This window comes from Leptolyngbya sp. CCY15150 (assembly GCF_016888135.1).
Classification (GTDB): domain Bacteria; phylum Cyanobacteriota; class Cyanobacteriia; order RECH01; family RECH01; genus RECH01.
This window is the reverse complement of record NZ_JACSWB010000174.1, coordinates 306,247-326,542: the sequence shown is the minus strand read 5'-3', so window position 1 is coordinate 326,542 and position 20,296 is coordinate 306,247. Positions and strand designations below refer to the sequence as shown.

At 52.3% G+C, this 20,296-nt stretch carries 19 protein-coding genes and 1 other RNA gene; 8 read left to right on the top strand and 12 right to left on the bottom strand.

The window, feature by feature from the left end:
- Positions 1-1,256: 1,256 nt before the first annotated feature.
- Positions 1,257-2,333, bottom strand: a complete 1,077-nt coding sequence (locus JUJ53_RS13325) for a pre-peptidase C-terminal domain-containing protein (RefSeq protein ID WP_204152509.1) — start codon at positions 2,331-2,333, stop codon at positions 1,257-1,259.
- 1,204 nt (positions 2,334-3,537) lie between these two features.
- On the opposite strand from JUJ53_RS13325, the gene JUJ53_RS13320 reads away from it, so the two are divergent.
- The gene (locus JUJ53_RS13320) at positions 3,538-3,936 is read left to right on the top strand and encodes a nuclear transport factor 2 family protein (protein WP_204152508.1); all 399 of its coding nucleotides are present in this window, start codon (positions 3,538-3,540) and stop codon (positions 3,934-3,936) included.
- Positions 3,937-4,000: 64 nt separating this feature from the next.
- Here the strand turns inward: JUJ53_RS13320 and JUJ53_RS13315 are convergent, their stop codons facing one another.
- On the bottom strand, positions 4,001-4,690 hold the full coding sequence (locus JUJ53_RS13315; RefSeq protein ID WP_204152507.1) for a YdcF family protein: 690 nt from the start codon (positions 4,688-4,690) through the stop codon (positions 4,001-4,003).
- Positions 4,691-4,859: 169 nt separating this feature from the next.
- Here JUJ53_RS13315 and JUJ53_RS13310 point away from each other — a divergent pair, with 169 nt between their 5' ends.
- Positions 4,860-5,594, top strand: coding sequence for an AzlC family ABC transporter permease (locus JUJ53_RS13310; RefSeq protein ID WP_204152506.1), 735 nt, complete (start codon positions 4,860-4,862; stop codon positions 5,592-5,594).
- Positions 5,595-5,686: 92 nt separating this feature from the next.
- Positions 5,687-6,022, top strand: coding sequence for an AzlD domain-containing protein (locus tag JUJ53_RS13305; RefSeq protein WP_204152505.1), 336 nt, complete (start codon positions 5,687-5,689; stop codon positions 6,020-6,022).
- A 64-nt stretch (positions 6,023-6,086) separates the two neighbouring features.
- Here JUJ53_RS13305 and rnc read toward each other — a convergent pair whose 3' ends face one another.
- The 3 genes from rnc to JUJ53_RS13290 all read right to left on the bottom strand — a co-directional run bounded on the left by rnc (position 6,087) and on the right by JUJ53_RS13290 (position 7,665).
- Positions 6,087-6,827, bottom strand: coding sequence for a ribonuclease III (gene rnc / locus JUJ53_RS13300; protein WP_204152504.1), 741 nt, complete (start codon positions 6,825-6,827; stop codon positions 6,087-6,089).
- A gap of 79 nt (positions 6,828-6,906) precedes the next feature.
- An RNA gene (gene rnpB, locus JUJ53_RS13295) (RNase P RNA component class A) lies at positions 6,907-7,289 on the bottom strand.
- A 91-nt stretch (positions 7,290-7,380) separates the two neighbouring features.
- Positions 7,381-7,665, bottom strand: coding sequence for a hypothetical protein (locus JUJ53_RS13290; RefSeq protein ID WP_204152503.1), 285 nt, complete (start codon positions 7,663-7,665; stop codon positions 7,381-7,383).
- 321 nt (positions 7,666-7,986) lie between these two features.
- Between JUJ53_RS13290 and JUJ53_RS13285 the strand changes: the two genes are divergently transcribed.
- Entirely contained in the window at positions 7,987-8,844 is an 858-nt protein-coding gene (locus JUJ53_RS13285; RefSeq protein WP_204152502.1) for a C39 family peptidase, read from the top strand.
- A gap of 258 nt (positions 8,845-9,102) precedes the next feature.
- Positions 9,103-9,951, top strand: coding sequence for a nucleoside triphosphate pyrophosphohydrolase (gene mazG / locus JUJ53_RS13280; protein WP_204152501.1), 849 nt, complete (start codon positions 9,103-9,105; stop codon positions 9,949-9,951).
- Here mazG and folB read toward each other — a convergent pair.
- The 6 genes from folB to JUJ53_RS13250 form a co-directional block, all read right to left on the bottom strand.
- A complete protein-coding gene (gene folB, locus JUJ53_RS13275; RefSeq protein WP_204152500.1) occupies positions 9,926-10,288 on the bottom strand; it encodes a dihydroneopterin aldolase in 363 nt (120 codons plus the stop codon). The genes mazG and folB overlap by 26 nt on opposite strands.
- A 5-nt stretch (positions 10,289-10,293) precedes the next feature.
- Positions 10,294-10,773: a hypothetical protein gene (locus JUJ53_RS13270; RefSeq protein WP_204152499.1), complete on the bottom strand. Its 480-nt coding sequence runs from the start codon at positions 10,771-10,773 to the stop codon at positions 10,294-10,296.
- A gap of 158 nt (positions 10,774-10,931) precedes the next feature.
- Positions 10,932-12,236, bottom strand: a complete 1,305-nt coding sequence (locus JUJ53_RS13265) for a glutamate-5-semialdehyde dehydrogenase (RefSeq protein WP_204152498.1) — start codon at positions 12,234-12,236, stop codon at positions 10,932-10,934.
- Between the two features lie 87 nt (positions 12,237-12,323).
- Positions 12,324-12,635: a hypothetical protein gene (locus JUJ53_RS13260; RefSeq protein ID WP_204152497.1), complete on the bottom strand. Its 312-nt coding sequence runs from the start codon at positions 12,633-12,635 to the stop codon at positions 12,324-12,326.
- A gap of 70 nt (positions 12,636-12,705) precedes the next feature.
- A complete protein-coding gene (locus tag JUJ53_RS13255; RefSeq protein ID WP_239125015.1) occupies positions 12,706-15,444 on the bottom strand; it encodes a DEAD/DEAH box helicase in 2,739 nt (912 codons plus the stop codon).
- Positions 15,445-15,947: 503 nt separating this feature from the next.
- Positions 15,948-16,781 carry a hypothetical protein gene (locus tag JUJ53_RS13250; RefSeq protein WP_204152496.1) on the bottom strand — a complete coding sequence of 278 codons (834 nt, stop codon included), beginning with the start codon at positions 16,779-16,781 and terminating at the stop codon, positions 15,948-15,950.
- 541 nt (positions 16,782-17,322) lie between these two features.
- Here JUJ53_RS13250 and psb28 point away from each other — a divergent pair.
- Together psb28 and JUJ53_RS13240 are read left to right on the top strand one after the other, a co-directional pair.
- Positions 17,323-17,658: a photosystem II reaction center protein Psb28 gene (psb28, locus tag JUJ53_RS13245; protein WP_204152495.1), complete on the top strand. Its 336-nt coding sequence runs from the start codon at positions 17,323-17,325 to the stop codon at positions 17,656-17,658.
- A gap of 146 nt (positions 17,659-17,804) precedes the next feature.
- Positions 17,805-18,308, top strand: coding sequence for a MogA/MoaB family molybdenum cofactor biosynthesis protein (locus tag JUJ53_RS13240; protein WP_343327948.1), 504 nt, complete (start codon positions 17,805-17,807; stop codon positions 18,306-18,308).
- A gap of 549 nt (positions 18,309-18,857) precedes the next feature.
- Here the strand turns inward: JUJ53_RS13240 and JUJ53_RS13235 are convergent.
- Positions 18,858-19,277, bottom strand: coding sequence for a DUF4278 domain-containing protein (locus JUJ53_RS13235; RefSeq protein ID WP_204152493.1), 420 nt, complete (start codon positions 19,275-19,277; stop codon positions 18,858-18,860).
- Positions 19,278-19,704: 427 nt separating this feature from the next.
- Between JUJ53_RS13235 and JUJ53_RS13230 the strand changes: the two genes are divergently transcribed.
- Entirely contained in the window at positions 19,705-20,289 is a 585-nt protein-coding gene (locus tag JUJ53_RS13230) for a DUF3038 domain-containing protein (RefSeq protein WP_204152492.1), read from the top strand.
- The last annotated feature ends 7 nt before the right edge of the window (positions 20,290-20,296 follow it).

Below are 20,296 nucleotides of genomic sequence, written 5' to 3'. Positions count from 1 at the left end.
CAATCAACAACGGCATTTTCGACGTTCCCCTGCAGCTTATTTAGCTAACCTGGAGCAGAAGGCTCTCCAGCTAGTTTTGCCGCCCTAGAAAAAAAGAGAGAGCGACAATCGGCTCTCCCTACCATCAGGGTGCATCTACATAACAAAGTATGGCACCTAAGGGGTGAGGGGTCAAACCCCTCATTCAATATTTCTGGTGTGGATGTGGGTTGCGATCTCTTGAACGTCAGTAGAGGCAAGCTTTTTCAGGCTTTGGGTGAGCTAAAAAAAAGAGCGAAATCTCTTAACGTGTTGTTACAATGCTTGTCCCGCTGAGGCTCGACGGTGAGGTTGGGTGGTGAGGTTGGGTGGGGGCGATCGCTTCCCTTGCTTGGATTTTAATCTCTTTGAGTGGAATTCCCCGGAGTTGGCTGCGGCTGGGGGTGCTGAATAGTAGGATGGTTCCGCAACATTTTGCATGGAGCTTTAGGATTTCTAGCCAGAGCTTCATACTCTAAGTCAGCCTCTAATTTAGCGACACCCTGTGGCTTTTGATGGAATGACCTAGACTTGCTGCCCACCGATTGCGGGCAAAAGGTAGGCATTGGAGCGAACGAGGTGCTGTAGGGGAGATGATGCCCTGACCTACTCCCATACAGCACCGTTATCGTCTACTTCCAGACGTGACAATGCAAAAGCATTTAGCAGCAGATGCGTGACCAGATGTGAGCAGACCTGCGAAGGAAGTTAGGTCAAAAGGCGCAATCAACGGTAGGTATTGCAGATTCTGGGGTAGCTGAACCAGGTGATGAACCTCTAGCTACCAGATTTAAAACTTCATGCAACATGTTGCAGAATCAGGCGTTGCTGATTTCTGAGATGAATCCGTTTCTGAACAGCCCATGATGCAAGGCTTGGTTCAGTGAATTCATTCCTCATCTAAGCAACATCCTGAATCATGCTGCTATTCAGCACAGTACGGTGATTGGCGGCTTTAGGAATTACGTTATAAATCAGATAACTTGATGTTAGTTGATAATGTTAAATCTGGTGAGACACGCCATACATTCAAAGCTTAGGCATTACCCATAGGTCTGTAGCCACCTTGTCAAGGGGACAGCGAAGCGGGGGATCAAAATTGATAGTGTAGCGATCGCCTTGTTAAAGAAGCGCCTTGTTAAAGAAGCGCCTTGTTAAAGAAGCGATCGCCCATCTTAGCTATAAACCAAGATGAGCGATATTACTGTCTAGTAGCTTCACAGAGCTTCTAGCAAGCTCTAGACATAGCTCGTTGCGTATTGGTCGAAAGTTACCCTGTAGGATGTGTTTCCGCTGTATTGATAGACTTGAAGGAAATAGTTGCCTGATAAGTCATATCCGTTGATGGTATCAGCGTTAGTCCCACCCCGGCTAGAGGATCTAAGAACTTCTCCCGCATCTACAACACCGTTATTATTCCTATCGCGTATCAGACGAATGTCTGCATCAGCCGACAAGCCATCCAGTCGGATATTGACGCCTCTGTAGGTGCTGAGAGAGAAGTAGTAGGTATCTGTGGTATCAGTACTGCCGACACCACCACTTAGGATGCGATCGCGTGTTAGATTGCCGACTATCACTTCTTTCGCTAATAAATTACTGGCTGTTCTTGAAGGAGTTGTAGAGATATCTAGATCATACGATACATTTCCATTGCTGCCTGGGGCATACCGAACGGCTTGGGCAAAATAGGTTCCAGCTGTAGCGTTGTAATTAAGGATGTCATCGCGATTACTCCCTGCGGAAGCACTCGTTAGCAGAGCATCACTTGCATCAAATATTCCATTGACGTTGCTGTCTCGATAAAGGCGTAAATCAGCATCATCACCGAGGCTAATGTTATGCAAGCTCAAGTTGATATTGCGAGTGCTGGAAAGGCGAAACTCAAATGTATCGGTTGGATCACTGGTAGTGAGTGAATACCTATTCCGAGAAACGATGTTTGTGCTGACAGTGCCCACATCGTACACAGCAGACAAATCCAAATCGTAGGAGATAGAAGAAACGTTAGAAAAGCGAGAGACTTGGGCTAGGTATCGCCCGCTAGATACTCCAAAGTCAATGACATCATTGCTTGTGCCACCTCGTGTTGATGAAGCTAGCAGCGTGTCGCTAGAATCTAGAAAGCCATTATTGTTGACATCTCGATAGAGACGAATGTCTGCATCTGCCGACAAATCATGCAAAAAAAGTCCGATTCTGCGACTTCCAACTACTTGAAAGGCAAAAACATCTGTGCTATCAAACGTCGTGACGCTATAGTTATTGCGGCTAACAGGGGTGCTAGACAGTGTTCCAAGTGAATAAGTAGCCATAATGATTCTGCAAGGTGAAGGAATAAACAAGAATAAAAGCAGGTTTATGAGCTAAGCAAGATATCCTCTTTACCTTGTTCTTCAGTATATCGACTTGTTCAAGTCAGACCAGACCAAAATCAATGACTGAATCGAAGAATTCGATGTACTAAGAAAGGAGACGAAATAGGAATCATACTTAAGCCAAAACCCCATCGCTGACCTGAAACGACGTTAGAGAAGAGAATGAATAAAATGCTGAAGTCAATAGTTAACTCGTTCACTATCATCATAGCTCTCTGTATATTTCGGGAGAAAGCAACCTTAACATTTAGCAATTTCCGTGTTTTCACTAGAGAGGCTGCGTAGATTCCTAGGGGGCGATCGCCTTCTGCGTTGGTTGTTACGATGCTAAGTTTCTTGAATCTACTGACTATCTTCAATCGGCTGTTATCCCTGCAAATCCATAGTGAAAAGGACTTTGATGAATAATGGTATGAGGTGGAATAGGGGCGAAGGGGCCTGCACTCCTACAAGGAGTGCCGATGAGTTGCTTTATACTTACATTTGCTCAGTCCAACAAAAAGGGGACTCCCTTTTATCTGATCAGTATGCCGATGCGAGATAAGCATTTATGAGCCCAAGAGGAGTAGGACATAAGTAAAGCTTGTTTGAGTAAGCGTTTTATCATAACAGTATAAATGAAGGGTGATTTCTGATGTAATAATCAAGCGTTTTCCCAAAATCTATTTCGACATTGCAAGGTGTATATGTATGCAAGCAAACCATCAGCAGTTGAAGCCAGACGAGCCTTGTACATGCTCTACTATCCCTTATCAAAACCTCTCAACCTGTAGAGAACTTGGAATGGATAGCTATTTTGCTGAGGTCTCCGTCCTCGTCTGCCAGAGATGCGGTCAGCATTGGCTGCGATACTTCTATGACCATGAAGCTTTTACGGCCTCCGGGAGGTGGTACCTTGGCATGATCACGGCGGAGCAGCTATCGGTCTTAACGGCTGATCAGGCTAAATCCAGGTTGGAGGCGCTGAGTTGGTATTATTACGGTGGAAGTTATTACAATGGGCAAATTGGTCAATCATCAGGAACTATAAGCTTATTTCCCTGAACAATCAATCTGGTTTGCAATCTGACCCTATCGCATTTGGTTAAGAAACTACGCGATAAAACAAGCGTACTATATAGTCTGTCAATAAAATTCCATCATGAGTGAAGCAAGTGTCCATACGTTGACTATCGCAAAGATAGCCTTTCAGGACTTTTCCCATGGCTTATCTAGCGGTGACTGGTCTTTATTTTTAGATCGCCTGAGTGAAGATTTTACATTCTGGTTCCCCGCTGGCCCGTTTCAAGGATGGAACCATGGACGAGAAAGAGCGGAGACGTTTTTTGCGTTGGTTTCTGTTATGTTTCCGGAAGGGCTAACCCTAACTGTTCAACAGGTAACATCCAATGCCACAACCGTTGTCTTTGAAGTTCGTTCTCAAGGTGTTTTATCCGGACAGCCTTACGAAAACCAGGCAGCGATCGCCTTTGATGTTAAAGATAACAAAATTGCTTCCTATCGAGAATATCTAGGAGTTGTAGTTCAACTAGGACGATAGATTTGCTAGCCTAATCGGTCAATCTTTCCCGATTTAGAATGCATCACAATATCTGGACTCTCGCTTAGGAAGGCTCGTCGAGCGTAACCGTGCAATCGCCTTCTAGAGCCTCCTGTAAGCGATCGCTATCTAAGTACCAAGAATTATCGAAGGAGCGGGGCAGGAACCGCCCTACCGCGGCGTAGCCCAAGAGACCCCGATACTCTTTAGATAAGACACGTCCAGAAAAGATCGTATCCCCGCCCTTGGAAAAAGGCGTGGGATAGGGAATGACGTCAAACCCTAAACTACGAAACGTCAGGAACGATCGCAGCATATGGGGAGAGTCCGTCAATAGCAAAATACGCTTTGTCTCGGTGGGCTGCAAGAGGGCAGCCGTAAACAGCGCGTTTTCTTCGGTGGTTTCTGAACAAACTTCCCCTAGGAGTGCGGTAGTCGGAACACCCTCTTCCTTCTGTAAGTGCTCCATCATAGCTCGTGCTTCCGGCCGACCGCTAGCCACAATCATCGGTGCGCGACCGGATTGCCAAAGCTGGGTGGCGATCGCTGTCCGAGTTTCCATCAAGAAGCCAGAAGAACCTCGCCCCAACACCACAATGGCATCCACCTCCGCCCCTGAATCGGCAGGTAAGAATTCCATCAATCCCCAGGTCAAGATAGGCTTACTCCAGGGAGATTCGATGAAAAGCTGTAGTAACAGACCTATAACCGCTACACCAGCGATCGCCTTAATCCATCTTCGAGTACCCGCCATAGGTTGATTGCATCCTCAAAGCTGAGCTAAATATCTCGCATTATAGCCAAGCGATCGCCCATCCATGGGGATGACTAGAGGAGTCTTCATTCCCTCTTCAACTTAGGTCTGCTCGGGCAGCCGTCGGCTGACCCTGCTAGGCTAGATTTAGTCTGCCCACCGAGAATATATGAACCCATCCAGCGATCGCGTTCCGTCTCCTAGGCATGAGGTTTTGAGCGGAATGCGCGGTATTCTACCCCTCGTGATTGGAGCTGTACCCTTTGGTATCATTTTTGGCACCCTAGCATCAGGTAGTGGTCTTTCAGCAGCGGGAGCCATGGGGATGTCGATCTTTGTGTTTGCCGGATCGTCCCAGTTTATTGCCTTAGGGTTATTGGCGAGCGGTACGGCCATTCCCTTGGTGATCGTGACGACGATTGTGGTCAACGTGCGACATCTGCTGTATTCCATTAGCATGATGCCGCATCTGCGCCACGATTCTCTAGCTTGGAAGCTGCTGCTGAGCTTTTGGTTGACCGATGAAAACTTTGCGGTAGCGATCGCCCGCTATAACCAAGCTGATTCCTCGCCCCATAAACATTGGTATAGTTTGGGGGCCGGTGTGTTGATGTATGGCAACTGGCTGCTTTGTACCGGATTGGGCATTACCCTGGGGCAGCAAATTCCTACCAATCTAGGCTTAGACTTTGCCATGGCCGTAACCTTTATCGGTATGGTGATTCCCTACGTAGTGACGCGCCCCATGGGTGTGGCGGTGGGCGTGGCGGGTAGCGTGGCGCTGCTGGCCCATGGCTTGCCCCATCAGTTGGGGCTCATGGTCGCCTCGCTGGTGGGAATTTTGGCCGGGGCGATCGCCGAATCCTTGCAGCCCCCCACCGTTCGTCCCTCGTCTAGCGATTAGCCCAGTGATTAGCCCAGTGGTTAGCCTGAACGTTCTACTTGCTGTTCCCTCTCCATCCAGCAACGTATACCCTTTGGGAACGACCTGAATTCATGCTCACGCCTAGTCAAGAAGTTCTGTTAATTAGCAGTATGGCGATCGCCACCCTTGCCATTCGTGCGGTACCCATCGTTATGAGTGGACGCATTGTTCTGTCTGACCGGATGCTGCAACTGTTGCGCTACGTGCCGCCGGTGGTGCTCACCGCGATTATTGTGCCGGCGGTGCTCATGGACGGTCAACAGATTGCCCTTACCTACACCAATCCCCGGCTCATTGGGGCGATCGCTGCCATTGGGGTAGGGCTATGGCGCAAAAATTTACTGCTCACCATCGCTGTCGGCATGGCCGTCTTTTTCGTCTGGCAGGCGATCTTGGCCCAGCTCTGAGCGAGGGCGTGGATCTGCACAAGATCTGATCTGCACAAGATCTGAGAACTATCTGAGGGCGGTATCAAGCCGGAGGCTTGGAAGGGGTTGCCGAATCATCCCCTTGGCGGAGGGTGAGAAATGCTACCTGGGCCGCGGCCTGTTCTGCCGTTTTTTTGGATGGCCCACGGCCCACGCCCAGCCGCTGCTCCTGAAGCCAGACTTCTGCCTCAAAGCGTTCTATATCGCCATCCACTTGGCTGAGTTCCGTCACCCGATACTCTGGCAGCGTTTTGTAGCGGGCATTGGTCAACTCCTGCAGCGCACCTTTATAGTTTTGCAACGCTGGATCGCTGCGAATTTCATCCATCAAGGTTTTGAGATGACCATCGAGCCAAGGACGAATCAACGTCAGGTCATGGGTGCTGAGGTAGAGAGCCGCCAAAACCGCTTCAAAGGAGGCTGCTAGGCGGGCTTCCTGTCCTTGAGGATCGCTCAGGGCGCTGTTGTCAGCAAGGAGGTAGCGCTGGAGATTATAGGCATCAGCAATTTTTGCGAGATTGCGATCGCTCACCAGAATAGAACGAATTGCCGTCATCTCCCCCGCTGACATACGCGGCCGTTGATCGAGCAAAAACTCAGCCGCCGCCAAGCGCAGCACCGCATCGCCCACAAACTCTAGCTCTTCATAGTTGTCTTTCGAGAAGGTTGAATGGGTGAGGGCTAGATCGAGCAGATGCCAGTCGAGCTTCAGGGAAGACTCAAGACCTAATATGCTGATTAACCGCCCTAGCTCTTTTTGCCGGCGAGGATTCTGAAGCGTCATGGTTCCTCCTATGCTCATCCTGCTCTGCCTATGCCGTCTTTGTCCGCTATCATCGACGAGCAGTCACGATCAAAAGGTAGGGAAGAGCAGGACATAAGCCGGGTTCTGTTCTCATCTGTGGTTGCCCACAGCGAGGGCGGTTATCTATCTGGGATGTTTGTTGCCAAACACCTCTAGCGGATTACGCGGGACGAGCCCGCTCGGAGCTGGAAAAAGACCAACCATAGCTCCTACGACCTTGCTTCCAACCGGGGTTTACCGAGCCAGCACCTCTCGATGCTGCTGGTGCGCTCTTACCGCACCCTTGCACCCTTACCTGTGAGCCAAAGCTCCATCGGCGGTATGTTTCTGTGGCACTATCCTCACGGTCACCCGCACTGGGCGTTACCCAGCAAGTTTGGTCTTTCGGAAGCCCGGACTTTCCTCGGACGACCTGCGCCCGCAACCACCTACGCCTCCTCTTCCCTACCACTAGTGTGACATACTGCCGACGTGGGATTACCAGACGATATATCTTGCCGTTAGGGGCTAGATGCTGGGGGAAACGAGGCCATTAGTTCTCAGGCAGATCGGGTTTTTGTGGCGGTGGTGCATCCAGCAGCTCACTCTTGGAAGCCTTGAGCTTCTTCCACATCTGTTTAATTTCATCATAGGCAGCGGAGGAGCTAATCTTGCCGCCGGTTTCTAAGTTGCACAAAATACCGATACGCTGAGCAAATTCTTGTAAATTTGCATTGAACGCCAGGTTCTGTGGCGTGAAATCGCCGTGATATGAGCTTCTAGGATATAGAAAGTCATCTTTGCTGATGGGGCGATCGCCCTCTCTGTCATGCGCCATATGGGCAGCCCTGTGTTTGAAGGTGAGCAATGTTTAGCTAAGTGTAACGATCTTCCTAGAGATACGCATCCGTTTATCAACTGGCTACCCCTCAACGATGGTTGCCAAGGGCGATCAGCAATCTTCCTGAGAGACGATCTGTAGAGCAAGGATAGGTGTATGCCAACGAAAAAAATCTGACTGCAAAAAAAACAAAACGATCCGTGCTAATTCTGAGTAAATCAGGCATTCTGGATGTATAAAGTAATGCAGCCCCAGGAGCTTGATCCAACATTCTGGCGTTGTCTGCGGTCTTCTACCTTGATTTTTGGAGATTGATGTATGCCGAAAGCGATCGCTGAACTGAACACTGTGCTCAAGAAAGAAGTGCTGGGATCCGGTGACCTAGCCGACTCCGAAAAAATCTATGTGCCCCAAGGACAGGCATTTTTTGTATCGGACTATTCCCCCGATCGCAATCAGCATATGCGATTAGTTCTTGCATCTCCGCTCACCGCTCAAGACAAGGTGCATAAGCTACAGGTCGTCTATGCCTATGAGCCCCACATCAAGCTTGAGGGGGCAACGCCCCAGGTCAATGATCTCAACCAACTGATTAAGCTGCCGGTGAAGTATTGCTCCCAACTCAATAACGACACGGCGATCTTTGGCCCCGGTTGGCGGCAGTGCAACACCACGAGTAACACCATGCTGGCCGATTATTTGCTCAAGGGAGCCCTGACGGAAAAGGCCAAGCAGTCGGGATATCAGGAGCCGGAGTCAGTGTTTATGCGCATTGTTGGCAAGTATGGCGACACCATCGATCACGGTGCGCAAACGCAAGCGTTGAGAGCCCTGGGCATTGAGTCCTATTTCAGCTATTCTTTGTCGGCTAAGGATGTGCTTGCTTCGCTGAAGGTGGGCGTTCCCATTGTGGTGGGCTTTGCCTATAAGGGATCAGGCCATATTTGCGTCATTGTTGGCCATGATCCGGTGAAGAAGGCTTGGTTGGTGCATGATCCCTACGGCACGCGCCATGGTTCTAGCAATTCCTATGATGTGGGCGTTGGGGGAATTTTTGATGAATACACCTACGACACCATGCAGCGAATTTTTTGGGATCAGGGAGGCGAATCGGGCTGGGGGCGCATTGTCACTAGCGTGCGTGGCAAGGCCACCGGGCTACCCACCGGACTCTAGAAGCATCTAGGTAACCCAATGGTGGATGGCCGGGCGATCGCTCCCGGCCATCCCCACCACTAGCCTAGAAGGCAGATCCGCCCCTGCAGAACGCTGAATGGGTTGTGGCTTTCTCGCTTTGGGAGACGTTTTACGTTGGCGTAGCCTGTCTTGAGGACAAACGACGTTGCTCAGACGACCCAAAAGGCGATCGCCCCTGGAATCTATCTATCCTGCCTGAAGCCGATACACTGAAAGCAGTCGTTTTTGGGGAGAACTATGTCCAACGCACCTGCATCCACCGACGTTCTAGAAGCCTTGCAGCGCCTGATTGAGGTCGTTGCCCAGTTGCGATCGCCTGAGGGGGGGTGCCCTTGGGATTTGGCCCAAACTCCAGAAAGTCTGACGCCCTACATTATTGAAGAAGCCTACGAAGCGGTGGATGCGATCCGCCAGGGTCAGCCCGAGGCGATCGCTGATGAGCTAGGGGATCTGTTATTACAGGTGGTGCTCCAGGCGCAGATTGCCCAGGAGTATGGACAGTTTGATCTCAACGATGTGGCTCAAGCGATTACCGAAAAGCTGATCCGTCGCCATCCCCATGTGTTTGGTGAGGTGCAGGTGGATGGGGTGGATGAGGTGCATCGCAACTGGGAGCAGATTAAAACGACGGAAGAACAGGCGACGTCTGATAGTGCTATCGCTCGCCTGTCGCCGCGTCTATCTCGCTATGCGCGATCGCTGCCGCCAATTATCGCCGGCATGAAAATTTCTAAAAAAGCGGCGGCGGTGGGCTTTGAGTGGGATACGGTAGACGGCGTTTGGGATAAGTTTCGGGAGGAGATGGACGAATTCCAGGAAGCGATCGCCTCTGGAGATAAAGCCCATCAGCAGGATGAACTCGGCGATGTATTGTTCACGCTGATCAACCTTGCCCGCTGGTATGATCTGGATCCTAGCGTGGCTTTGGCGGATACGAACCACCGCTTTGTACAGCGCTTTTCGATGCTAGAAGCGGCCAGCGATCGCCCTCTGCAAGACTATAGCTTGGCAGAATTTGAGCGTCTCTGGCAGCAGGTGAAAGCTCAGATCGCCCAAGCCGCTAGTCAGAACCACGAGGACGAGTAATATCCACGGCGATCGATCCATCGAAGTTTGGGATGGATGGTCGCTTGATGAGCATCACCCGTACTTGGTGCAGGGAAGCTTGTTCAAGAATGTCAGCAGCGATGGTCTCTGCCAGGGTTTCCACGAGCTTTACCCGACTGGTTTGGATAAGGTGTTGAACCCGAGGAATCATGGTGGAATAGTCATAGGTTTGATCCAGGCGATCGCTCTGTCCTGCCGGGGCAAGATCGAGCCAGAGGGTTAAGTCAACCTCAAACCATTGCCCCAGAACCTGTTCCTCGGGAAATACACCGATATATCCATAAGCACGGATGCCGCGCACGTGCAGACAGTCCATGCTAGTTATCCTTGAATAATTTGCACCACTTCTTCCACAGACTGCCCTAAGACGCGGGCAATGGGGGCAAAGAGAGTGCTTTCAATGGTGCCTTGACCACTATAGATGTCTTTGAGTTTCTCGGGAGATAGACGATAGGAGTCACAGAAGGTCACAAATTCCTTATCCGTTACGCCTAATTCTTCTTGGCGATTCTTGAGCAGAAGCGCGATCGCCCTGGCTCCTGTGCGAGGAATAGCTGCCCGCTCTAAGTATTCCTCCACCAGTTCATCCACATTGCCAACCCGACCCTGGGAGCGCTTCACAAAATCTGCACAGACGAGATAAAGCGCCTTGCGTGCTTTTTGCTCATCGTTCATCACATGAGCTAGCTTTGCGGCGTACTCGGGCTTGCAAAACCCCACCACCTCACGATCAAACATGAGGGGAATAAACGTCTCGTTGACATTAGACTGCCACGGTAGCGGCTCATTTGGCAAGACCATCACCCTTCTCCTTCGTACCAATATTAAGATTGCACACCCAAAACGGTCTGAGGACATGCCCTCAAGACTCTAGTCTTACAATACCGTGGCATTTTTTTAGACTCAATATCCAAGCCTTCAATACCTAGAATTTGGCTGATGTTCTACCTGTGATGCAATCATACATCACGATGGAGGAAGGGCTTGGCATTTGCGCCGGTATAGGGAGCGGCAATGTGGCCCTCGCCCACTAATTGATACTTGTAGGTGACCAGGCCATCCAGACCCACGGGCCCCCGAGGGGGAAGTTTAGCCGTGCTGATGCCGACTTCGGCCCCAAAGCCATAGCGGAAGCCGTCGGCAAAGCGAGTGGAGCAATTGTGGAAGACGCCAGCCGCATCTACTTGGTCTAGGAAGGTGCGGGCGGCGGTGTCGTCGGTGGTGACGATCGCGTCTGTATGGCGGGATCCGTAGGTGTTGATATGGGCGATCGCTTCCTCTAGGGAATCCACCAGTTTGATCGCCAAGATCAAGTCGCTATATTCGGTTTCCCAATCTAGATCGGTGGCTGCTTCCATGGGCACGATCGCCCGCACTCGATCATCCCCTCGCAAGGTCACCTGCTGCGATCGCAGGGCTTCTGCCAGCAGCGGCAGGGCGCGATCGGCAATCTGGCTATGAACCAAGAGGGTTTCAATGGCGTTGCAGGCGGAGGGATACTGGGTTTTGGCATCCACAGCGATCGCTACGGCTTGCTTTAGGTCGGCGGCGGCATCAATGTAGAGATGGCAAATACCGTCGGCGTGGCCCAGGACTGGAATTTGGGTATTCTGCTGGACAAATTGGACGAAGGAGTTAGAACCTCGGGGGATGATCAGATCGACGTAACCCTCTAGGTTGAGCAATGCCCGAGTTTCTTCCCGCGTGGTCAGCAACTGCACGACATCGGGATCCACATCGGTTTTGGCAAGACCAGCTCGGATGGCGGTCACCAGCGCCTCGCAGGAACGCACGGCCTCCCGGCCCCCTTTGAGAATCACCCCATTACCGGATTTCACTGCTAGGGACGCAATTTGCACCACCGCATCGGGGCGGGCTTCAAAAATTACCCCAAGAACACCCAGGGGACAGCCGATGCGCTGTAGGACTAGACCGTCATCCAAGACGCGATGCAGATCAACCGCACCTACTGGATCCGGCAGCTTGGCAACATCCCGCACGCCAGCGATCGCCCCTGCTAGCTTGACGGCATCGAGTTTCAGGCGACCGTAGAGGGGTTTCGCCAATCCATCCGCCAGGGCAGATTCACAGTCGGCAGCATTGGCCGCTGTAATCGTAGGGGCAGCGGCCTCTAGGGCTTGAGCGATCGCTTCTAGGGCCTGGTTGCGCGCTGATCCTGGTAGTACCGCCAAGCGACGGGCAGCCTCTCGGGTACGTTGACCAATGGAAATTAAAGACTCTGATGTTGTTGCAGAACCCATCATACCTATCTCGTCCGCACAGCTATAGCATCGTTGACTAGGAACGACGTGTAGCAAACTATAGCAGACTGGGCCCCTCGTCGTCCTCCCCTAACGGCGCACGATCAGCCAAAAGGGAGCGATCATCGCTGGGGCAATAAAGTCGAAGCGCAACTCGCCGACGCAAATGCCGGAAAACCAGGCCATGCCCACGGAAATAGCGATGGGAACCGCTGCTAGGGTAGACAGGGTGGCAATCTTAGAAAGCTGACGGCGTGGAATATCATCGAAGGCAACTCGCCGATGGCTAATCAGGTGGGATTGGAGAATCCACGACACTATCACCGAACTGAATAAAAAGGCGAGAATGGGCACCGTAAAAATACCTAGAAAACAGGTAAGCTGCTGAAGTTCACTGATCATAGAGCTCTCATTCAAGGATCTAAGTGAGGTCACTTACACCTTCTGAATTAAGCCACTCGTTCAGGGATTCTTAAGGTTTCTTGCCCGTCTCTTCATCTAAGGTCAACAAAGGGACATCAGACTCGTCCTCGGATTCTTCGGACTCGTCCTCGGGCTCCGGCTCACCCATATCGCCTAGGATGTCGGTCAAGTCAGCTTCATTCACCGGGAAGCGATCGATGGCCCGAATCGCCAGTTGTGCATTTTGCCGTAGATCCCCGGATAGGTAGGGTACGTAGGGAATCTGGGAGAGAAAATCAACGGTGCGGCGCAAAATCCGTACCAAATCACCTTCATCCAGGCTGGTGTTCGAACAGAGGTCTGTCCAGTCTTCGCCCATGGCCCACTGCTCAACCAAGGCAATCCATTCTTGTTCCAGCCAGACGGGTAGCGCCACCTGGTAGCGCCGCTGCTGCTGAAATAACTGTCGTCGCAGTCCTCGTAAACCAGCTAGGGCTTGTTCGACGGCATCGGAGTGGTCGTAGCGTGTCCAAATGTCGGGGCGGGACACTTCGGTGACTAGGGCGGCGCAGGTGGCGGCAAGCTGGTGGGGATCTAGGGCGTCGAGCTCTCCAGACGCTAGGGCTAGCCCCAGCCACAGTTCGTTATCACCGCGAATGGCCGCTGCAATTTGACCAATGGGTGCAGGCTCGGATCCTTCTAAGCATTGGAAGTGCTGAAGAATGCGCATGAGATTGACAAACTCTTGCCAGTAGCGATGGGTATGGGCTTCAAGTTTGTTGAGGCGATCGCTTAAGTCAGCCTCCAGTTTAGCAATGCGCTTTTGGTGCTTGATCATCTGCCCTGGATTACCCCACTGGCGGGCGGGATGATGGGCAATTTGGTCTTCAATGTCCGCCACCCGCTCCAGATACTCCTTCACCTCCGGGGTAAAGGACTGGGGAAGCTCCACTTGCGGCAATCGACGGGCGATCGCTAAGGTGTCGTCATCGCCCTTGCAGGTATAGCCAGGGCGGGGCTGGATGCCTCGGGGTGGGGCCCAGGTATCCACCTCCGACAGTCGCGGCAGTTCCGCATGGAGTTGGGCCACATCCGCTAGGGTAACCACCCGCAGCAGGTTGTCTTGCCCCAGGCAAACCAGGAAGGGATCTTGACCCTCCCGGGGCAGCTTCATCACCAAAACAGCGGTCATCTCTGGCTGCCTGAGGCTGAGGATGGTGCCAGCGATCGCAAAATTCACCGATAGCGCCAAGTCTTGGGCCTGGGCTTGCTGGGCCTGCTGTTTCAGCACCTTCAGCAGGCGGCGCTCTTCCTTCAGTCGCTCGTTTAGCTTTTGGTAGTGGGCAAGGGCATCAACATCGACATGGTCGAGGTCGGCTTGGTGTTTGGCAATCAGAGCCTCGATGTCAGCGATCGCCTGCTGCTGGGGCTGGAGATGCAGGGTCGCCAAATATTGCCCAAAACTACGTTCAATCAGCTCTTGGGCTTCCTCCAAGGAATGGGTTTGCAGCAAATTCAGCACCATGCCGTAGCTCGGCGTAAATTGGCTAATTAACGGATCAGCGCGGGAGGTGGCGAGGTAGGAGGCCTCTTGGGCTCCCTCAAACCGGGTTTGCACCGTCACCACATAGCCGCGCTCATCCATCCCCCGCCGCCCCGCCCGTCCGGCCATCTGCAGGAATTCGGAGGCGTTCAGCAGGCGATGACCGCGATCGGTGCGTTTTGATAGGCTGGAAATCACCGTGGTGCGGGCAGGCATGTTAATCCCTGCTGCTAGGGTTTCGGTGGCAAACACCACCTTAATCAACCCCATCTGAAACAGCTCTTCCACCAAGCTTTTCCAAGCGGGCAGAATCCCGGCATGGTGGGCGGCAATGCCTTGGTAGAGCGGTTCTACCTGACCAACCCTCGCAGCATCAGGGTTGTGGGACAAGAACTCGTCAATATAACGCTTGAGCTTCGCCTGCTCCTGCTCCGTCACCAAGCTCATCTGGCTCACCTCCTCCACGGCGCGATCGCACCCCTTGCGGCTGAAGATGAAGTAGATGGCCGGCAGCATATCCCGCTGGCTGAGTTGGCTGATCACGTAGCCAAGGGCCGGAGAATCTTGGCGACTGCGTTTCTTGCCTCCCTTGGGCTTGAGGCGAGGATTGATCTTGGTGTTCGTAGAATTGAGCAGCGGGAACAGACCGTTGGGCTTGCAGAAATTAAATTCTAGGGGTACTGGCCGGAAGTCAGAATAGATCAACTCTGTGGGGCCATGCACCTGACAAATCCAGTCGGTCAACTGATCGCTGTTGTCCACCGTGGCTGACAGGGCCACAAGCTGAATCTCGGGGGGACAGTAGATAATCGACTCTTCCCAGACCGTGCCCCGTTGGCGATCGTTCATATAGTGGCATTCGTCGAGCACCACCGCCTGCACGTCCACCAAGGATGTGCCCACAGCGCCAATGGCGGTACCGTAGAGCATGTTGCGGAAAATTTCGGTGGTCATCACCAGCACCGGGGCGTGGCGATTGATCGAGACGTCACCGGTGAGCAAACCGACATTGTCTGCGCCAAAGCGATCGCGAAAGTCTCGCAGCTTTTGGTTCGACAGGGCTTTCAGAGGCGTGGTGTAGAACACCCGTCGATTGCTGGCCAAGGCGCGATGGATGGCATATTCCCCAATCAACGTCTTCCCCGACCCGGTGGGCGCACAGACGACGACGGATTTGCCATCATCCAACGCGGCGATCGCCTGGGTTTGGAAATCGTCTAACGGAAAGGGATAGAGTTTACTGAGGTCAAGATTAGGCGAAATCAAAGAGCAGCTTACGTCCTCGATGCGACAGAGTCAGAGTGGGCTCAATCGCGACGATCGAGCAAACGTCTAGATCGCTGAATCTACATGGCAATCGCAGGCACCTGCTGGATATTGCGCTAGACGTAGCCCCATTCTAAACGGGTGAATGTTTTAGAGGGGTTACGTTCATTGTGAGTGTAGAGTTGCCGAATATGCAAGTATCTGGCATGTTGACCAGCAATTCTCAGGTTGAACCTCTTGCCCGAGCTGGTTGAGAAGGAATGTTACGGTACCAGTGCTCCCGCGTGGGCTCTTATGGTGCCAGCGTTCCCTGCCTCTTATGGTGCCAGCGCTCCTTGACTCTTATGGTGCCAGTGTTCCCTGCCTTTTATGGTGCCAGCGCTCCGCTCTGACACCTGTCTTGGTCGCTCCTGCGACCACTCTCCTGCGACTCTTGAGGTCTGGGCGCAGGAGCATTCTCACGCTTAGCATAGGAACGATAGCAAGCCGAGGCAAAAAATGGGTTAGTCAACCAGGTCTAGCTTTGAGCCGAGTCGCTCCGAGTCGCTATCGTCGTCGAGTTGGAGAAAGGCTTTGATGCGTTCTACAAATTGTTCGATCTCAGTTTGGTTGAGGCTGGCGGCGAGCTTATGACGTTGCCCAGACGCAAACAGCAATTCTGCTGAGTAAATGGGTTCATCCCGGCCAAGGTCTCGAATTTGTACGCCAGCTACATCGGCTAAGGTTCCCGATCGTTCTCGCCAACGAAACAGGAGCCATTGACGGGAATGGAAGCGATTGTGGAGTCGGTCAAACTCTAGCACCTCCAAGCGAATGAGGCGGAGGAGGGTGCCGAGGGTCATGGCAGAGACGAGGAGCAAGAGGGGCACGCCAATCACCACGGACTGAGCCATGCGGGTATCTTGTTCGATCAGCAGCAGCGGTTCAGTGGATTGTAAAAACAAGTCAATTTGTTCAGCCACTTCATGGTGCTGTTCAGAAATCGGCACTTCCATCTGCTGGCTGGCTTGCCCAAGCAACAGCCGATAGTGAGGCTCGAAGTAGCCATCGCTGCGGGAATGCAGTTCTGTTCGGACTTCAGTGCCTGTTACATCGCCAATGGAGCGACGGCTATCTTGCACTAGCCCTAGCATACGAGACTGGGTCTGCTCACAGGTGACGCTGTTAGCTATCTGCCGCTGACACGAAAGCTTCGTTACGCCAGCATTGGCCACAATCAGCCCAGCCATCACTAAGGGGAGTCCTCCCAGCACTCCTCCCCATCCCAGCAGGGAAGCAAAATTACCTAAGCCATTTTTAAGAATTAGACGTGAGCCAGTCTGCTTGATAATTTTCATCCCTCATCCCCTACTTGTCTGATGGTTAGATCGTTTGGGCTACACACCTGCCAGAGATGTCTGATCCTGCTCCATAGGCATGTCGCCTCGACCGTGTCTCCAGCCTTGTTCTGTACTGGGGATCGATCGCCCTCTAGGGGTATCGTAGCGATCGCTACCAGAAAATCAGAGAGCATAAGTACGGATTCAAGCTAGGCATACCAGTCTCTTGCTGCCTATTGCGTCAGTGTAAGCACGGGCAATAGGGAGGCAGTGGGGTTTATAAATTGCAACATAGACCATGTCTACCACGGGCTGTAGATTGAGTGACGCCATGGAAGCCGCTGATCCCTCGTCAATTATGCTAGCCCATTCGTCTGGTGACGGGGTGAAGGGATGATGAGACAATGGTACTTCGGCAGAGGTTTAAACAAACTGGCCGGCGATCGCCCTTGGGGTATTGTCGGCACGGTCGTCTTAATGTTCTCTTATCAGTTTAGATCGTTCGCTTTCGTTGACTCTGCATCGAATCACACCTGTAAAAAAGACTGGACATATAGTTATGGCTCAAATTCAATTTTCTGTGGGTGTACCCGAGACCGTGATTCCCGACGTTCGCCTAACCCGCGCACGCGACGGTAGTAATGGGCAAGCCATCTTTTATTTTGAAAATCCTGATGCCCTATCGAGAGATAGCACCAATGAAATTACGGGCATGTATATGGTGGATAGCGAGGGTGAATTGGTCACTCGTGAAGTTAAGGCCAAGTTTGTCAACGGGCAACCGGAAGCCATTGAAGCCATTTATGTCATGAAAAGTGCTGAGGAATGGGATCGCTTTATCCGGTTCATGAATCGCTACGCAGAGGAGAATGAACTAGGATTTAACAAGACCTAGACCTCTTCTATCCCGAGTCTCCATGAGCGCCCACTTCCCTTCATGGGTGGGCGACCCCCTTTTATCACCCCTCATCCCATCTGTGGGCGATACTGGGCGATATATCTATGGGCGATCGCTCCCGATCCACTTACCCCCCTCAGCCTGTGCTTCCCCATCCTGACATTCCCCATCATCCGATTACCTGTGCTGTGATCACCGTCAGCGATACTCGCACCCCCGACAGCGATCGCAGCGGGCAAATGATTCAGCAACTGCTCGATGAAGCCCATCACCCAATTTTGCACTATGACCTGATTCGCGATGAGCCCGACGAGATCCACCACCAAGTAGACCTGCTGTGTCAGCAGCCCGATCTCTACGCCATCATCTTGAATGGCGGCACGGGCATTGCCCCTCGCGACACCACCTATGATGCGATTGAACGTTTGCTGGAGAAAACCCTGCCGGGTTTTGGTGAGCTTTTTCGTTCCCTGAGCTACCAAGAAATTGGCTCGCGGGCCATGGCATCAAGGGCGATCGCCGGCATCCGCAACAATACGCTAATTTTTTCCCTGCCAGGGTCTACGAATGCGGTGGTTCTTGCCATGCAGAAGCTCATTTTGCCCGAGCTAGCCCATCTCACCCATCAGATCAATCCGCGACCCTAGGGAATCGCCTTCTAGAGATTGCCCTCACGGCTCCTGCTGGTTTATTCGCGATAGGATTTGCGCCAAGGAACCGTAGGGCTTTTTAGAGCGATGCCTTCATCAACAGCACGAACAAGATTTCCTCAGGCATCCTTCATGGGGCAACCGCCCTTCTCAGGTTGAACATCTTGCCCGAGCTTGCTGAAAGTTGTGTCGTAGGGTGCCAGCGCTCTCGCGTTAACGCCTGGCTTAGACACTCCTGCGACTCTTCCTCCTGCAGCTCACAACTTAAGGTCTGGGCGCAGGAGCAACCCTGGGAGCAGTCCCACGCTCAGCGTAGGCACTATAGATATGCCCCGATCTGCTTGAAAACAGGATGAATAGATTGCTTGGAAAAGCTACGGGTCAACATAAGAATTGCTGACGTGGCAAGTGCAGCTAAGAGCACTACCCTGCCGGATTATGCTCTGAGGGCAACCCATGAATGATCCCAGCCCCCAAGATGGATCGGCTAATCGGCTACGGTTGAGAGGCCAATCTCCTGCCCCTCAACCGATATGAAGCTTCAGCCTAGGCAAATTGCTGCATTTCAACTTCAAGCTGGTGGATCAGCTGATCATTGCCTTGATTGCGAGCCGTGTCTAGACGTTGCTGTAGACGTCGGCGGATGTTTTCCTGGTGAACCATCGCCACCTCCCGTGGCAGGGCCTTGCGAGCATTGGCAAAAACCCTGGTTGTCACCTTGTCCTGCATAGCGGGGGTGGCTACAACCCGAGGTGCAGCAGGAGCTGTCTCAACCTGTCCACTCTCGTTAACGCTGTACTGCACACCGCGGTAGGTCAATCCATCTAGGGACTGAGGAACCGGGATATGGCGAGGATAGGCAAATTCGATCTGATGTCCTCGATAGTGACCCACGCCTCTATGTTCTATATCATCGATAATAGTGGGGTTGTGAAGATAGTCCGTACCCCGATACCGTAATTTCATGACTTGGCCTCTCAATAACAGATCCTAGTGCAGCAATAAACCTATGGACTAGATGCCATCGTCTCAGGTCAGCCCGTTGGACGTCAGTCCCATGACACGATGGAGCGTGAAGAATACCTAAGCAGGCTTAGTAGCTACTTCATCTGTCTCTTAAAATGCTCCATATCTGTATCGTATTTAACAGTTTTGAAGAAAAACAAGAATTTTATGTTTTCTTAATATATAAGTGACATGCCGTTACATTCAGCCTTTGATCTCGGGATGAACGTAACAATGTCGATGGTCAACTTAGCGATCGCTGGTTCATCGCTGATCCTGGTGAACTTTTCATGGCACACTCAAGTCTTAACTAGAGCAGACCTTTCATCTTTGTTGGCTAGGTTGGCTCTGACGCCACCCAGCTCCTATCGCCATCGGTGTAGACCCTATGCCCTCCATTGCTCAACCCTCCCCATCGATTCAAGACCGCTTTCCGTTAGCCCAGCAGCCTGACCCCGACCAGCTCGATGACATCAAAGCGCAACTCGACTTAATTTTGATGGCGATCGAGGCGTTGGCCACCATTGGGTCAGATGCCATGCTGCAGGCGGCTCAAGACTTGGGCTTGTCTGACGTTGTGGGCGATCGCGTCGCCCTATGGCGATTGCGGCAATCTAGCCCTCTGCGTAAGGGGCAGGGACGGAAGCGCTTGGATGTCGATGAAGCGCGATCGCTGGTGCTGATCATCTGCCACCTTGCCCAGCAGCATGCCGAGTTAATTCGGCGCAGCGTCTCTCTTTTGGAGCAACTCACGGAGCAAGGTCGTCCTCCCCACCAGGCGGCTTTGCTGGGTGACTACCTCGATCGCTTCGGCAATACCTATGAAGAGCGGATGGATGAATCCCATCAGATCTCCAGCGATGAGCAAACCTATCTGGCTCTGAAGCTGTTGATTGATCTGCTGTTTTATAGTTTGCCGAATGGCTCTCAACGGCTTTGGCTAGCATTATTCACGCGCGTTCATCATCCATAACTTCATC

Bases quoted from the DNA above. Each gene is read 5' to 3' on its own strand.
- JUJ53_RS13270 (WP_204152499.1), bottom strand. From the start codon at position 10,773: ATGGTCTTGCCAAATGAGCCGCTACCGTGGCAGTCTAATGTCAACGAG.
- JUJ53_RS13305 (WP_204152505.1), top strand. From the start codon at position 5,687: ATGCTCACGCCTAGTCAAGAAGTTCTGTTAATTAGCAGTATGGCGATC.
- JUJ53_RS13285 (WP_204152502.1), top strand. From the start codon at position 7,987: ATGCCGAAAGCGATCGCTGAACTGAACACTGTGCTCAAGAAAGAAGTG.
- JUJ53_RS13320 (WP_204152508.1), top strand. From the start codon at position 3,538: ATGAGTGAAGCAAGTGTCCATACGTTGACTATCGCAAAGATAGCCTTT.
- psb28 (WP_204152495.1), top strand. From the start codon at position 17,323: ATGGCTCAAATTCAATTTTCTGTGGGTGTACCCGAGACCGTGATTCCC.
- JUJ53_RS13235 (WP_204152493.1), bottom strand. From the start codon at position 19,277: ATGAAATTACGGTATCGGGGTACGGACTATCTTCACAACCCCACTATT.
- JUJ53_RS13315 (WP_204152507.1), bottom strand. From the start codon at position 4,690: ATGGCGGGTACTCGAAGATGGATTAAGGCGATCGCTGGTGTAGCGGTT.
- JUJ53_RS13265 (WP_204152498.1), bottom strand. From the start codon at position 12,236: ATGATGGGTTCTGCAACAACATCAGAGTCTTTAATTTCCATTGGTCAA.
- JUJ53_RS13325 (WP_204152509.1), bottom strand. From the start codon at position 2,333: ATGGCTACTTATTCACTTGGAACACTGTCTAGCACCCCTGTTAGCCGC.
- JUJ53_RS13260 (WP_204152497.1), bottom strand. From the start codon at position 12,635: ATGATCAGTGAACTTCAGCAGCTTACCTGTTTTCTAGGTATTTTTACG.
- JUJ53_RS13230 (WP_204152492.1), top strand. From the start codon at position 19,705: ATGCCCTCCATTGCTCAACCCTCCCCATCGATTCAAGACCGCTTTCCG.
- mazG (WP_204152501.1), top strand. From the start codon at position 9,103: ATGTCCAACGCACCTGCATCCACCGACGTTCTAGAAGCCTTGCAGCGC.
- JUJ53_RS13250 (WP_204152496.1), bottom strand. From the start codon at position 16,781: ATGAAAATTATCAAGCAGACTGGCTCACGTCTAATTCTTAAAAATGGC.
- JUJ53_RS13310 (WP_204152506.1), top strand. From the start codon at position 4,860: ATGAACCCATCCAGCGATCGCGTTCCGTCTCCTAGGCATGAGGTTTTG.
- folB (WP_204152500.1), bottom strand. From the start codon at position 10,288: ATGGACTGTCTGCACGTGCGCGGCATCCGTGCTTATGGATATATCGGT.
- rnc (WP_204152504.1), bottom strand. From the start codon at position 6,827: ATGACGCTTCAGAATCCTCGCCGGCAAAAAGAGCTAGGGCGGTTAATC.
- JUJ53_RS13290 (WP_204152503.1), bottom strand. From the start codon at position 7,665: ATGGCGCATGACAGAGAGGGCGATCGCCCCATCAGCAAAGATGACTTT.